This is a genomic window from Butyrivibrio sp. MB2005 (assembly GCF_000424285.1).
In the GTDB taxonomy this organism is placed as follows: domain Bacteria; phylum Bacillota; class Clostridia; order Lachnospirales; family Lachnospiraceae; genus Butyrivibrio.
In genome coordinates, this window is the sequence record NZ_AUJP01000018.1 from 1 (window position 1) to 15,193 (window position 15,193).

A 15,193-nucleotide genomic window follows, 5' to 3' on the forward strand; every position below is an offset into this window, starting at 1 on the left:
GGATGATGAAATTCGCCCTGTTGTAAAGAACTGCAGATGCCCTGCAAATATCCTGGCAGTAACTGTATAGTGTGTTGTTTTTAGCTATTCTGTACTGCCTTGTCCTATACACAGTTGAGATTTCCTTTCCAAAAGATTATATTAGTATTATAGCATAATTTCCAAGAGTAATCAAAACATTTGTTCTTTTTAGAAGGAGTTTTTATGGATAACTACAGAAGAGGTTCACATTCAGTTTACCTGCTTACCTATCATATCATTTTTGTCACTAAGTTCAGGAAAAAGGTGATAACCAATGAGATGGGGGATTTCATGAAAAATCATGCGGCTTATCTGTGTGGAAGGATGGACTGCGATATGCTTTCTGCTGAGACAGATGAGGATCATATACACATGCTTAAATACTCTGTGAGGACATCTTTGTCTCCGGTATTTCTTATATGTCTTGGAAGGGACATCGCCCCTTTTGGTTGATCATCCACTCCTGAAGAGTATTCCCAAAGGCTCGGATTATCAGCAAGAAGCTTATCATATTCTGCCTTAAGCTCTTCATCTGTCATTGCTATATAATCAATTGCTATCTCAAGGTCATCGGGCATTTTGGGAACCTGATTTCCCTCACTGAAAATATCCACGTATCTCAGTCTTCTAAAATAGTCAGATCTTACAGCAATGGTGTAATTAAACAGACTTATTCCGTTTTTGTCATTTTTCAAAGATTTCTTTGGCATTACTGTTTCCCCCTATAAAAAAACACAAATAACACACTAACTTATTCAAAAATTAAACACCTTCATTCTAACACCTGCTGTCCAACAAATGTCTACACACCGGTTAACTAAGGATGTTCTTCCCTCGCTTTCGCTCGCAGCAAAAAAAGAAGCACATCACTGATTTACAGTGACATGCTTCCATATATTCTTTATGAAAATTTTCCTGTTAAATAGAATTTCAACATCATCTCTGCCTGGGTCTTAACATCAAAGCCCGCTGCAGCTATCTGTGATATGATTGGACTTGATGAAGCCTGCCTGTCTCCGATGGGAATACCATATTCATCATCATTTATTCCGCTCAGCATCAAATCATTTAAAATTTTTCTGGCCCATGTTGCAGGTGCTTCCTCTATACTCATCCTGCTTACAAGAGGGGTGATATCAACCTCCGGCGTTATGGAATCTGATACAAGACATTGAAGTCCTGCTGCCTGTGCTTCTACTACTGTGCCGGGAAGTCCCTCGTAACGAGAAGGGAAAAGAAAATAGTCCATTGCCTGATAATATTCATTGGCATTACTCTTATTGCCTGCAAAGATTACCTTATCCGAAATCTTAAGGTCGTGACATAGCTGCTTCATAGTATCCATCAGCTCGCCTTCTCCCAACATCAGAAGTCTTATTCTCATACCGTGCAGCATGCTGAAGGAGTTAACCTCGTCATGATCAAGGATTCGCAAAAACTCAGCAAATACCTTTATCAGATACTCATGGTTCTTGGCATAGTGAAAACGACCCACATGTCCAATCACTATGGCATTGGAAAGCCCCAGCTCTTTCCTTATTCTCTCCCTGGCTTCAGAATTATAGACGAATCGCCTTAAGTCTATGGCATTGGGAATGATCCTTACAAGGCCGCCGTCAGTAAGTGTATCTCCAAACACAGCCCTTGCAGCATTCTCTGTACATGAAAACCTAAGGTCACAGGTCTCTGTATTACTCAAAGGATGACGGATAATCTTAGTAACTATTCCCTTGATTCCCGGGTCAACTCCCGCGCTTCTAGCATGGGCTATCGTAGTTCCGATGCCACAGGTCTTGGCGATAGGAAGATATATGGCCGCAGTACTTGTCATATGACCCTGAACCATTTTCCACTCGCCTCTATGCTGCATAAAAAACATACGGATAGCATTCTTATAATCCCTGAGATTGGTTCCGTGATATCTTGGAATGCAGTATATATTGCCACCCAGCTTCCTTACTGCTGCATCAAAATAGTCTGGCTTCCTTACAAGCATAAGTTCATCGGATGTAGGGCACTTTTTGCCTGTGGGCTCAGCTGCAGCGTGAACAAGAAAGTCAAACTGAACCTTTTCCCTGTCTATATGTCTGTATAAATCCATTATTCGGCTCTCGGCACCGCCAAGGCCCAGTGTACCAAAAACATGTAATATTCGAATAGGCTCCGCCATTATTACCACCTCTTGTGCACTAAAATGTATTTAATCCTGGCAAGGAGATACTCTTTTATCCCCTGAAATTCACCTGCTTCCACAGGGTCGGTCATAAGCCATTCATTCCAGCTGACAACCTTTCCCGTCTCAAAGACTTTGGAAAAATAATTAAAATCTTCATTGGTAAGGGTATTTGTATGAACGACAAACGTGGTGTAGCCTTCATGATTGTCTGTCAGAGTACTGTCCTTCCTATATGAAATAGGATAGAAGGTCATATCAAAACGTCTGTAGGCATCCCTTCCAAAACCATCTGTCACCCTTCTAAAGCCCTTCTCTACAAGAGCAGTTATGGTATTTTTGTCGTAGCTGTGACTTGGTGCCATGAAAAAATCCGTGGCTATACCGTGGCTTTCAAGAATCTTCTTGCCCTCGGTGACCATCTCCAGCTGTTTCTCATAAGGGATCCCCGCAAATTCAGACTGTTTATTAAGTGGCAGCATTCCACCCTTTTTAGTGGTGTATACATGATGAAGACCGTGCATCGCTATGATCCATCCCTCTGACTGAAGGTCCCTCACCATTCTCCAGAAGTATGGATTCTCCTCACTGTCTGCCTCTTCATCTGTCCCCTTTTTTTGCTTTGATTCAGGTTCATCAGCTTCCACCATAAGCTTCGGATCCCTGTTATCAGGTACCACGCCTATAAGAGGTCTGATATTGTACTCATCCAGAAGTCTCTTAAATCTTCTGAATTTGCCCATATCCATACCCGGCGCGATATCATCCATTCGAATTAATATCTTCATACAACAACGCCGCCACTTTTTAAGGTGGCGGCATTCCCCCATTTAATTAAAGTCTCCAGTAAGCAAACTCTGCTTCGTCGAACTCATTCTTATTATAGATTCCCTTTACATCAAGGAAAACTCTCTTTCCTCGAGAAGGTGCATACCACTTTTTAATATCCTCTGTAGTGATTCCAAGGAACTCCTCATGGGCTACAGCTACGATCACTGCATCCATATCGTGGATGTCATCCATTGTATCAAAAGCGATTCCATAAAGTCTGTTAGCTTCATCACTGTCAGCTGTAGGATCAACTACTATAGGATCGATACCATATTCCTTAAGCTCGTTATAGATATCGATAACCTTGGTATTTCTGGTGTCAGGACAGTTCTCCTTGAATGTGAATCCAAGAATACCGACTCTTGCTCCCTTAACAGGAACGTCACCAGCGATCAGCTTCTTAACGCAGGACTCTGCAATGTACTTACCCATGTCATCGTTGATACGACGTCCTGAAAGAATGATCTGACTGTGATAACCAAGGGACTCTGCCTTATATGTAAGGTAGTAGGGATCAACGCCGATACAGTGACCGCCTACCAGTCCGGGCTTAAAGTTCAGGAAATTCCACTTGGTTCCTGCTGCCTCAAGCACGCTCTTGGTATCTATATCCATCTTGTGGAAGATCATTGAAAGCTCGTTCATGAAAGCGATGTTGATATCACGCTGGCTGTTCTCAATAACCTTAGCAGCCTCAGCAACCTTGATGCTCTCAGCTTCATGTACACCTGCAAGAGCAACAAGCTTATATACGTTTGCAACTTCCTCAAGAGTTTCCTTATCCATACCGGAAACGATCTTGGTGATGGTCTCAAGCCTGTGAACCTTATCACCGGGATTGATACGCTCAGGTGAATATCCAACCTTGAAGTCTACGCCGCATTTAAGACCTGACTCCTTCTCAAGGATCGGCACACATACATCCTCAGTAACACCGGGATAAACTGTTGACTCATATACTACAATAGAACCCTTTGTGAGATACTTACCAAGTGTTCTGCTGGCGCTCTCAACAGGGGTAAGATCAGGTGTGTGGTCCTCGTTAACAGGTGTGGGAACAGCTACAACATGGAATTTACATTCTCTAAGCTTTTCGGGATCAGCTGTAAAATCTACTGCTGTCTCCTTAATTGCAGCATCTCCGACTTCTCTTGTAGGATCGATTCCCTTTTTATAAAGGGCAACCTTCTCTGCATTGAAGTCATATCCAACTACCTTGATCTTCTTGGCAAATGCCACAGCGATGGGCATTCCTACATAACCAAGTCCTACAAGTGACAGTTTCTCCTCTCCTGAAAGGAGTCTCTCATATAAACTCATTTTTATACCTCGTCAAATTTTCTTATCTCACATGGCTGTAAGATAGAATATTACCTATCTATTATACTATGCATGTCAAATTACTTAGCAGATTCAAGCTCCTTTTTATACGCATCTATAACAAGCTGTCTGTCAAAGTGCTTCTCTATATGCTCTCTGCCAAGCTTTCCCATTTTGGCTCTGTCTTCTTCTGACAGTGAAAGCATTTTTCTTATGGCGTCTTCAAGGGATTTTGTATTTTTTATCTCAAAGGTGAAGCCGCTTATATCAGGCTCAATTGCTTCTATACAGCCATGAATATCTGAACATAAAATAGGTCTTCCGCAGGCTGCTGCCTCAAGTAGCACGTTGGACATTCCTTCGTGATAAGAAGGATGAACGATTACATGGCTCTCTGCCATAACCGGCTCTACGTTATCAAGATGGCCATGATAAATGATAATCCCCTTATCCTCCATCTCCTTGATAAGAGGCTCATAAACTTCTCTCTCATCCTCTTCATACTCGCCCACAAGATCAAAATAGACGTTTTTATATTCAGAGGTAATGTTCCTTGCAGCTTCAAGGTACTCGGCTATTCCTTTATCTCTCATGATTCTGATGACAGCAAGAAAATGAACACCCTCAGCTTCAGATGAATACTCATGAAAAGGATGGGCGGTCAGATTCACACCGGATCCCGGAAGAAGTCCCGCATTTTTCTTTGCAACGCCTCTGTCCTGCATAAACTTCTTATTGCGCTCATTCTGGAAAAATACTTTTCTTGCGCCAGCTGTAGCGGTTTTATAAAAAGCGATAAGGGCTTTACTCATAATTCCGCCGTTTTCAATAGCCATTCCAAGGCCTGTAATGTTGCAGATATAAGGAGTGCGGGTAAGTCTTGCAGCCATTCCTCCATAGAGATTGGGCTTTATGGTATAGGTCAGAACAAATCCCGGTTTTATCTCCCTAATAAGCTTCTTATACGCCATCATAAGGGCAAAATCCTTGGCAGGATTCATCCCATGTCTGTTAAAGGCTGTCTCTACTATACTTACGCCAAGATTTTTGAGCTTAGCCACATTTTCATCCGGAGGAACCGACACTATAACTTCATGTCCATCTGCCATAAATGATTCTAAAAGCTCCCGCCTGAAAAGATAAAGGCCATTGGCATAATTAGTCAAAATAAGAATTTTCATTGCATTCTGCCCTTTAAGTTTGCAAGGCTGTCAATAACTACGCTGTCATACATCATCATGACCACATCTTCTTCATACTGTCCGATAACAGGCTCATTTTTCTCCTTGTCATGGACATTCTTATATATGAAGGCAGGGAAATCTACGCCTGCGCCGTATGCATGAAGGTATGCACCGCCAAATCTGGGATTAATCTCTGAGAGGTAATATTTGCCATCCTGGTAAAAGAGATCCATATCAAGCGGTCCGTTGAATCTGAATACCTTAAGTGCTTCCTTTACGAAATCAAAAAGTGCTTCATCCTTAAAGGATATTGTCTTGTTGGCACCGCCTATGGTGGTGGATATCTTTTTCTTTGAAAAAATCGCAATTACTTCATTGGTAATAGTATCAACATAGACATCAGCATCCATGTCTTTTCCTGTCATAAGCTCCTGAATGATAAGTGAAGGATCGGTAGCCGTTACCTCTTCAAGAAGTTCTATTGTATCTACTCTTCTTGCTCCAACGCTTCCGCTGCCGGTTCTTGGCTTTACAAATACAGGAAGTGAGATGGCATTCTTTTTATAATCTTCATGGAACTCAGCAAAGCTTCCGTATGTCTTTACTGTGTTGATCCCCTTTTCACTGAGGTACTTAAACATCTCATATTTATCAAAGCAAAGGTCTGCCGTCTCCTTATAGGGAGCAAGAACCTCTACGCCTATCTCTTCAAACTTCGCACGGTTGTCTGCAAGTATTGAGATCTCAGGATCAATAAGTGTGGTAACTGCATTTATTTTTTCCTTTTTACAGATATCAAGAATTATTCCGATGTAAGTGGGATCTGTGATGAGCGGAACCTGATAGCTGGCATCTGCAAAAGCAAGAGCCGGCGCATAGGGGCTGTTATCTGTTACAACAAGTCTTACCTTATCCCCAAGAGTCTTCCTAAAATCCTTTAAAAGCTCACATCTTCTTCCAACACTGCAAAACAATATATTCATAGTTCTAATACTCCTTACTGATCACTTTCTTTATTGGAAGGAGTCCCTTTGAAGGCCTCCATGGTAGCGTCCGTTGCGCTATTTACATCGCTGTGATCAAGCACTACCTTTACAGTCATAAATATTATCTTCACATCAAGTGCGAAGGATAGGTTTCTTACATAATAAACATCTTTTTCAAATTTATCTTCCCAGCTGATGAGGTTTCGTCCATTAACCTGAGCCCATCCTGTAAGTCCCGGCCTCACATCATGTCTGTGATGCTGCTCTTCATTATAAAGAGGAAGATATTTAACAAGAAGGGGTCTTGGTCCCACAAAGCTCATGTCTCCCTTCAGGATATTGAAAAACTCAGGAAGCTCATCAAGGCTGGTGCTTCGAAGCTTCTTACCAAAATTCGTAAGTCTTACTTCATCGGGAAGAAGCTCTCCGTTTTCATCTCTTTCATCTGTCATGGTTCTGAACTTATAGAGATTAAAGACCTTCTCATCCTTACCGGGACGGGGCTGCTTGAAAATCACAGGGCTTCCAAGCTTAACCCTCACAAGGATTATAAGTATCAGATAAAGCCATGAAAAACATATAAGTACAAGCAGGGATATTATGATATCTAAAAGTCTTTTGAAAAAGCTTCCATATAATCCATGCTTAATTTTATTATCATTGTTTGACATCAACGGTGTCCCCCGTTTTCATTATTTGCACAACAAAGTTATCACAGTAGATATTATAAATCAATCTCTTTGTTGTTATTGCCTTTTTTGTGCATTATACTGTGATTATATAACAAAACACATCAAAAAAATGTTCTTATTATTAATATATTTTGTTAGGGGATTTTTATATGAAGGCAACCTTAAAAAAGGATTCTATTCGTCTAATCGTTGTTCTTGCAGCAGCTTTCCTTATGTCTGTGAACATCCAGTCTTTTATCAATGCAGGAGGTCTGTTCCCGGGCGGAGCACAGGGTCTTACCATCGTGGTTCAGCGAATTGTACTGAAATATACCGGCATAAGTATTCCATATTCGCCTGTTAATATCATCCTGAACATTTTCCCCATCTATCTGGGATTTCGCTACATAGGAAAAAGATTTACCATTTTCTCAATGATCATGGTGCTGGCAAACGGCTTTTTTGTAGATATAATTCCTGCCCATGCTATCACATACGACCCGCTTCTTATCGCTGTTTTCGGCGGTATTATAAACGCAGTAGCTATCTGCATGTGCCTCTCGGTGGATGCCACCAGCGGCGGAACAGATTTTATCTCAATCTATCTGTCACAGAAAAAAGGCGTGGATTCATTCCCCTTTATCCTTGGTATAAATACCGTGATCCTTCTTATCGCAGGTATCTACTTTGGTTGGGAAAAAGCCCTCTATTCCATGATATTCCAGTATGTTACAACTCAGGTTCTGCATATTCTCTACAGAGTTTATCAGCAGCAGACTCTTTTCATCATCACGGATAAACCGGCTGAAGTATGCGATCTTATATACAGGGTTGCCAATCACGGTGCTACTCTTATGCACGGCGAAGGTTCTTTCGAGCACCAGAACAAAATGATCGTTTATTCCGTAGTAAGTGCCTCAGATACAAGAAAACTCATCCCCGCGATAAAGAAGATAGACGAAAACGCCTTTATCAACTCTATTCGCACGGATGAGGTTCGTGGTAATTTCTATTTAAGACCCAGAGATTAATATAATGATCCGATCATTCCAAGGAATGCTGCTCCAAACATCATTACAAAAATGAATGAAAGAACATAAACGATTACCATCCAGATAAGCCTGGCTCTTGCCCAGTTCTTCTTGCTCTCCTTGGTACCGTCGCTTACAGCCCAAACAATAAGCATGATGAAGCCTACAAGCGGGATGCATGTGATAAGGAATGTAAGAAGCCAGTCACCAAGTGAAACAGGCTCATTATTCACAGGCATGTATCCGTAAGGAGCTCCGCCCTGAGGGCCATACATAGGCTGCTGATACTGGGGCTGATAAACAGGCTGCTGGTACAAAGGCTGCTGATACTGAGGCTGAGGGTCAGGCTCAGCAGGGTTAACAGTTGAAGCTGCTTCTCCCTCGCTTACAGGTACTGTAGCGGTTTCAACAGGTGCACCGCAATTAGGGCAAAAGGCCATATGGTCTTCAACATTGGCATTACATTTTGAACAAATCTTCATTTCCAGGTCCTCCTCTACAAAACTTTTCTCATAAAATTATACAGATATTTCTATATTCATGTAAAGTCTGCATTCACTTTTGCTGCAAGCTCTAATGCATCATCAATATGAGGACAGAAATTCTCTTTTCCAACTCTATCTATAAAGCCGTCCTTCTCCATGGTTCTCATGGGCTGCTCATTGACATGTGAGAATATAAGGCGCACGCCCTTCTTCTTGCAGTCTTCGTGCAACATCTCAAGAGCTCTCATGGCTGTGGCATCAAGAGCAGGAACGCTTCTCATTCTGATAACAAGGCACTTTGTGAAGTCCTTGGTTGTGATATTTGCAAGAGCATCAGCATCACCAAAGAACATGGGACCGCTGATCTCATATACACGTACATGCTTAGGGATCACTCTAAGTTCAATTGCATCAGGGTCATTCTCGGGATCAATATCGGGATCAACATAAGTCCATCCGCGAACAGATGACTCCTCGCTCATTCTCTTCATGAAAAGGAGGCAGGCTGCGATCATACCAACTTCGATAGCAACAACAAGGTCAAATACTACTGTAAGTACAAATGTCATTACAAGAACGATGATGTCGCTCTTAGGTGCTGTCTTGCAGAGCTTCATGAAAGGTCTCCACTGGCACATATTATATGCAACCTGGAAAAGAATAGCTGCGATCGTAGGCATGGGAATAAGTGCTGCATAAGGCATAAGTACCACAAGTACCAGTAAAAGTACAACTGAATGAACCATACCTGCTACAGGAGTTCTACCGCCGTTTTTGATATTTGCAGCAGTTCTTGCTATAGCGCCTGTTGCAGGGATACCACCAAAAAGAACTGATCCGATATTACCTGCACCCTGTGCGATAAGCTCCATATTGGATCTGTGCTTTGAACCGATCATACCGTCTGCTACTACCGCAGAAAGAAGAGATTCGATTGCGGCAAGGATAGCTATTGTAAATCCGTTTGAGAAGGATGCTCTTACAAGGCTCCATGAAAAGTTAGGTGCATGGAACTTGGGAAGTCCTCCGTTTATCTGATAAAGGTCGCCGATTGTATTTACCTTAAGACCTACAACCTTTACCATAAGGATTCCTACGATAACTGCTATTAAAGATGCAGGAATCTTCTTAAAAAACTTAGGCCATATAACAAGGATAAGAAGACAAACCACTCCGACGATAACAGCCTGGAAATTGATTGTTCCGATGTTGGCAGCAATAGCTTCAACCTTCTCAACTGTCTCGATCGTAACTGTTCCCTTGGGATATGTAAGTCCAAGGAAATCCTTTATCTGTCCGATAAGGATTGTAACTGCGATACCTGCAGTAAAACCTGTTGTAATTGTATAAGGAATAAATTTGATAAGGCTTCCAAGCTTGAACAGTCCCATCAGAATAAGGATGATACCTGCAATTATGGTAGCCATCATTAGGCCGTCCATGCCGTTCTTAGCAACAATTCCCGCTACGATGGTAGCAAAGGCTGCTGTAGGACCTGCTATCTGAACACGGCTTCCTCCAAGGAAGGAGATGATAAAGCCTGCAACAATTGCTGTGTAGAGACCTTCTTCAGGACCAACGCCTGATGCTAAAGCAAGCGCTATTGAAAGCGGCAGTGCAATTATGGCTACAATTATTCCGGAGATTACATCAGTCGTAAACTGCTTTGCGGAGTACTTCTTGATTACCGAAAAAAGCATCGGTTTTAGTTTTTCTTTCTTCATAATATCCTCACTTACTAAAACAACTAAAATTAAACCACAAATATGCTAATGCTTTTATCCCCGCAGTGCAAGTTTTTTTATGACATAATTCTTTTTTATTCTCAAATTTTTCCCTTTATTGTATACTCTCCTTTTTCAAAACGTCTTAAAAGAAGCTCTTCTTCCGTTATTTTTTGTCCGTTAAGAGTCATATCAGAAAGCATTCTGTCTATTCTAAACTCTGCTTTGCCTCCAAACGGTACGGAAAACTCATAAGTAGCTTCAGATCCGTTTATTGACCATCCTGATGAATATTTTCCAATGGCAGTATCCACTGTTGCTTTAGCGCTTCCAAGCCTCTCATCTATGTGCGGAGCTATTACCATACTCACTCCCGCAATATTATTTTCATCCACCCTGATGCCACATACTGCCTCATAAATCCACTCTACAATTGCACCATAGGCATAATGATTCAGGCTGTTCATTCCTGTTCCGCTTATCTTTCCATCAGGAAGAAGGGAATTCCATCTCTCCCAGATAGTTGTGGCTCCAAGATTTACTTCATATAACCAGCTTGGATAATCTTCATTTAAAAGAAGCGTATATGCGTCTTTGGTCAAACCGACTTTTGTTAATGCGCTGCACAAAAAAGTAGTTCCGACAAAGCCTGTTGCAAGATGGTGATTCCAAAGCTTTAATATTTCAAGCAAGTTATCTCCGGCTTTTTCCATCTCATCCTCATTAAACAGGCCGAAATGGATCGCTATGGCATAGGCTGTCTGAGTTTTTATAGATAAGGTTCCCGGTGACGTAATATACTTATTTCTCACAGCGTCTCTGACCTCGAGACTTCTTTTGTGGTAATAATCTTTGTCCTTATCAAATCCAAGAATACCTGCTGCCTTCGATGTAGTCTCTAAGGATACCATGTAATATATGGATGCCACATAATATTTATCTGTGCCGCCTTCACGGTTATCCATTCCCGTCACATCGCCTTCAACATCAAGTGACAGCCAGTCTCCAAAGTGAAATCCGCAGTCCCAAAGGCGCCTTCCACCACAGTGTTCTTCCTCCATCCGTATAATGAAGTCTGTCCATAGCTTCATGTTTTCATACTGTTCCTGAAGCCATGCCTTATTCCCATAATGCAGATACATTTTCCAGGGAATAATTACCGCAGCATCTCCCCATACACTGGCTCCTGCCTCTCCCCACATATCCTCTGTAAGATCAAAGGGTGGCTGTGCCATCTTTTCTCTTCCGACAGTCAGAATATCCGGAACAACATAGGGTACGGCGCCATCCTTTTCAATCTGCTCATATCTCATGTCCCTTAGATATTTCCTGAAAAATGAAGGTGTCTCCATGTGATAGGAGGCAGCACCTGAAAAAATCTGTGCATCTCCTGTCCAACCGCATCTCTCATCTCTCTGCGGACAGTCGGTTGGAATATCAACAAAGTTGTCCTTCTGACTCCATTTTGTGTTTTCTATAAGTCTGTTTATTTTTTCATTTCCGGTCACTATATGACCGGTCTCACTAATATCCGAATACAGTGAAACTGCCTCAAAATCGGCACTCTCAATTTCCTCTTTGCTAAGTCCGACAACCTTCACATATCTAAAGCCAAAGAAGGTAAAATGAGCTCTTGCCCTTGTTTTCCTTCCGGAACTTATAAATGTGTATTTTGCATCAGCAGTCCTTAAGTTGTCCCTGTAAAAGCATCCATCCTGTAAAACTTCTCCATATTCAAGAGTTACTTCATTCTCGTTCGGAATAAAGACGTCAAATTCAGTCCAGCCTGTTATTTCCTGCCCAAAATCAAGAACATATTCATCTCTTTTAGTTTTAATAAGTTCAGGATTCTTAATTCTCTCGTGGGCCTTTACCGGCACCCCGACCATAGGAGAAAGCTTACCCTTGGGAGCATCTGTAATCCTTACTTTTGAAATATCCCTATTATCAGGATTTTCTAATGCAACTGCTTTTCTGTCATCATATGTTTCTCCATCGTAAATTCCTGATGACAAAACCGGAGCCTGAAGGCACTGCCAGGATTCATCCGTGCAAATAATCTTTTCATTATCATCCAACGTCAAAACGACATCTGCTATTAATTTGAACTCATCGCCGTAGTACTCTCTTAGCTGACCATGTGCAAGGTAACCAAAGCGCCCCTTGTACCAGCCATTTCCAAGCATAACACTTATGGTGTTTTCTCCTGACTCCAGCATATTTCCAATATCGTAGGTCTGATACTGAATCCAGTACCTATAGTCACTGCAATAAGGTGTCAGATAATCATCCATAACCTTATTGCCATTTACATATACCTCGTAAAGCCCAAGTCCGCAGATATACAGTCTTGCCTTTTCCATTTTTGACAATTCTTCCCGGGTAACAGAAAAGCTTTTTCTCATAACAGGATGAATTTCTCTTGAAAAAGAAGGACTTATCCACTTACCCTGAAGGCTTCCCTTTCGTCCGCCTTCAAAGAACTGAACATCACTTTCCGCTTTTTCACCGCTGTCATCTACAGTGCGCACCTTCCAGTAATATGTCTTTTCAGGCTCAAACTTATAAGCAGGCACGTAAGATACTCCAATTACATCCTGCCCTGCTTCACTATGAAGTATATTTTTAAAGCTTTCATCATCCGAGAGAATAAACTGTACTTCTGAGATACAGTCTCCCGAGACGTTCTCATACTTCCAGGAAAATGTCACCTTATCAAGCTCTATACCAATAGGACATTTTTGATAATTGCATTTTAAATCCGTAATAATCATTTTCCCCTCCTGTCATGCTCCAAAGTATACAGGAAACCAGAGCCGCATTTCTTCATCCGCTTCTCTGTTATCCCATGCAAAATATGGAACAAACTTAGCATTTATCTCACTAAATTCCTGCTTTTCAAATTCTCTGTAAAGAGCGCTGCTATCATTATTATCTGCTTTTGCCTGATACACTTTTCCTGAGATAACAAGGATATTCCGTGATAATATCTCTTCATATTCCGTCTTAAAATTGTCCTTATTCTCGGGAAGATATATATCCTTTAGCTCTACTCCATTTGCATCTTCTTTCTCCATGCAATAAACAAGAGGACCTCTCTCTATGCACACTCTTGATCGGCACTCCTCTATCCTGTCATGTCCTGCTATATACTTGACGGGAAGATCAAAGATAAGCTCCACCGTAGTGTTTGCAGGATCTTCTATATTAAGTGCATGGTAACTGCAGGCATCTTTATAAGAAAGTTCCCTCACATCCCTGTTACCTTTGCAGTTAACTATAATTCTTCCGCTTTTAAGCCATTCGGGAATTCTCAGATTAAGCTCTGCTTCTCCGCTTTGTTTCAGATCCTCAAAGGAAAAACAAACATTGCCGTCATAGGGGTATTTAGTCTTTGTGGTAAGAACAGCGTCAAGTCCGCTATCAAGAACAATATGAGCCCTGGCTGCAGCATAAAGTCCTGTGTAAATCTTATTACCTGATATGGCAAAAATATATTCGCTGCTCTGAGCAAGATTTCTTGCAAGATTTGGCGGACAGCAATAGCTTGTTATGTAATTTGTCCTGTGAAGAGGCCATACAAGCTCAAATCCCAGATTCTTTGTTCTCTCAAGCATGTTTTCATAAAAATACTTAAGTCCATCAAGGCTTATGGATGCCAGGTTTGTATTCAGCATAACCCTTTCAATCACATCAAAATATTCTGCCTTGGGATCGATCAAAAACATCCTGTATGCCCACATTACAAGCCCGATATTTGCGCAGGTCTCATTGTAGGCAGTTATATTTGGCAGCTGATAATCATAGCCATAGGCCTGATGGATCAGCTGATGATCAAAGAAATTACCATAAGGAGATGCACCGTTATAAAGTGCCCCGCACCCTCCTGTCACATATATTTTGTGTGACAAAAGGTCATTCCACACACTTTTTAAAACCTCAAGATACTCTTCATCACCTTCTTCAAGATATAGATCCGCAACTCCTGCATATAAATAATTTGCTCTTACGGCATGTCCTATTATTTTTCTGTGCTTTTTAAGGGGGAGTCTGTCCTGATTATCATCCATTCCGTTTTTAACTGAATCCCTCAGCCTGACTGCCTTTTTTGCCAACTCCAAATATCTTTTATCCTCTGTTGCTCTGTAAAGCTCAATAAGTCCCATATAGTGGGAAGGGCATACTGCTGTCTGAACTTCTCCCTTTTCCTCAGCATCACTGTACATTTTATCAAGGTAATCTGCGGCTTTTGATGCGCTATTTACAAAGTTCTTTTTTCCTGTAAGTCTAAAATGCAGTGCAGCAGATGTCATGAGATGCCCAAAGTTGTAAACCTCAAAGTCGTTGATGTCACCCATTCTCCCTGCGCCTGTGTTATTCATCTCACCGATTATCTGCTTTGTTGAAATGTATCCATCATCCTGCTGGGCTCTGCCAATAAGGTCTATATATTCATCAAGCCTTTCGAGTAATTCCTCGTCTTTGCAGGTAACAGCCTTATACACAGCTGATTCCATCCACTTATAGAAATCACCATCGCCAAATACGGTACCGTCAAAATCCCCCTGTACTTCTTTTGCACATATTCTGAAATTCTCAAGAACGTGACTTATCTCCGGTGCTTTAAACATATGCTCAAGCTGAGGTACTGTATTTGAAAACACTACATCTCTTACATCCTTCCAAAAGCCTTCTGTAAAAGTAATATCTTTTGCAGGAAGGGGAACGGCCTTAGCATATTTACTCTTTCTGGTATCAGTAAGCATA

The 15,193-nt window shown here is 41.5% G+C and carries 13 protein-coding genes; 2 read left to right on the forward strand and 11 right to left on the reverse strand.

Annotated elements, in window-relative coordinates; genetic code table 11:
- The first annotated feature begins 204 nt into the window (after positions 1–204).
- Positions 205–474 (forward strand): IS200/IS605 family transposase, encoded by a 270-nt coding sequence (gene tnpA, locus G610_RS24010; RefSeq protein ID WP_081667376.1) that lies wholly within the window; start codon positions 205–207, stop codon positions 472–474.
- Here the strand turns inward: tnpA and G610_RS23060 are convergent.
- The 7 genes from G610_RS23060 to G610_RS0110600 form a co-directional block, all read right to left on the reverse strand.
- Positions 384–731, reverse strand: coding sequence for a hypothetical protein (locus tag G610_RS23060; protein ID WP_026524766.1), 348 nt, complete (start codon positions 729–731; stop codon positions 384–386). The genes tnpA and G610_RS23060 overlap by 91 nt on opposite strands.
- Before the next feature lie 191 nt (positions 732–922).
- Complete coding sequence (locus tag G610_RS0110575; protein WP_026524767.1) at positions 923–2,191, reverse strand: glycosyltransferase; 1,269 nt, start codon at positions 2,189–2,191, stop codon at positions 923–925.
- Positions 2,192–2,193: 2 nt separating this feature from the next.
- Positions 2,194–2,982: a DUF2334 domain-containing protein gene (locus G610_RS0110580; protein WP_026524768.1), complete on the reverse strand. Its 789-nt coding sequence runs from the start codon at positions 2,980–2,982 to the stop codon at positions 2,194–2,196.
- Between the two features lie 46 nt (positions 2,983–3,028).
- Complete coding sequence (locus tag G610_RS0110585; RefSeq protein WP_026524769.1) at positions 3,029–4,345, reverse strand: nucleotide sugar dehydrogenase; 1,317 nt, start codon at positions 4,343–4,345, stop codon at positions 3,029–3,031.
- An 80-nt stretch (positions 4,346–4,425) separates the two neighbouring features.
- Positions 4,426–5,526 (reverse strand): glycosyltransferase family 4 protein, encoded by a 1,101-nt coding sequence (locus G610_RS0110590; RefSeq protein ID WP_026524770.1) that lies wholly within the window; start codon positions 5,524–5,526, stop codon positions 4,426–4,428.
- Positions 5,523–6,512, reverse strand: coding sequence for an ATP-grasp domain-containing protein (locus G610_RS0110595; protein WP_026524771.1), 990 nt, complete (start codon positions 6,510–6,512; stop codon positions 5,523–5,525). Before G610_RS0110595 ends, G610_RS0110590 begins: the two co-directional genes overlap by 4 nt.
- 14 nt (positions 6,513–6,526) lie before the next feature.
- Positions 6,527–7,186 (reverse strand): sugar transferase, encoded by a 660-nt coding sequence (locus G610_RS0110600; protein WP_026524772.1) that lies wholly within the window; start codon positions 7,184–7,186, stop codon positions 6,527–6,529.
- 170 nt (positions 7,187–7,356) lie between these two features.
- On the opposite strand from G610_RS0110600, the gene G610_RS0110605 reads away from it, so the two are divergent.
- On the forward strand, positions 7,357–8,217 hold the full coding sequence (locus G610_RS0110605; RefSeq protein WP_026524773.1) for a YitT family protein: 861 nt from the start codon (positions 7,357–7,359) through the stop codon (positions 8,215–8,217).
- Here the strand turns inward: G610_RS0110605 and G610_RS23065 are convergent.
- The 4 genes from G610_RS23065 to G610_RS0110625 form a co-directional block, all read right to left on the reverse strand.
- Entirely contained in the window at positions 8,214–8,699 is a 486-nt protein-coding gene (locus G610_RS23065; RefSeq protein ID WP_155831006.1) for a zinc-ribbon domain-containing protein, read from the reverse strand. The two genes, G610_RS0110605 and G610_RS23065, sit on opposite strands and share 4 nt — an antisense overlap.
- Positions 8,700–8,755: 56 nt before the next feature.
- Positions 8,756–10,426 (reverse strand): SulP family inorganic anion transporter, encoded by a 1,671-nt coding sequence (locus tag G610_RS0110615; RefSeq protein WP_026524775.1) that lies wholly within the window; start codon positions 10,424–10,426, stop codon positions 8,756–8,758.
- 101 nt (positions 10,427–10,527) lie between these two features.
- Entirely contained in the window at positions 10,528–13,200 is a 2,673-nt protein-coding gene (locus G610_RS20550) for an alpha-L-rhamnosidase (protein WP_051197929.1), read from the reverse strand.
- 12 nt (positions 13,201–13,212) lie between these two features.
- Complete coding sequence (locus G610_RS0110625; RefSeq protein ID WP_026524776.1) at positions 13,213–15,192, reverse strand: glycoside hydrolase family 127 protein; 1,980 nt, start codon at positions 15,190–15,192, stop codon at positions 13,213–13,215.
- Position 15,193: the final 1 nt, after the last annotated feature.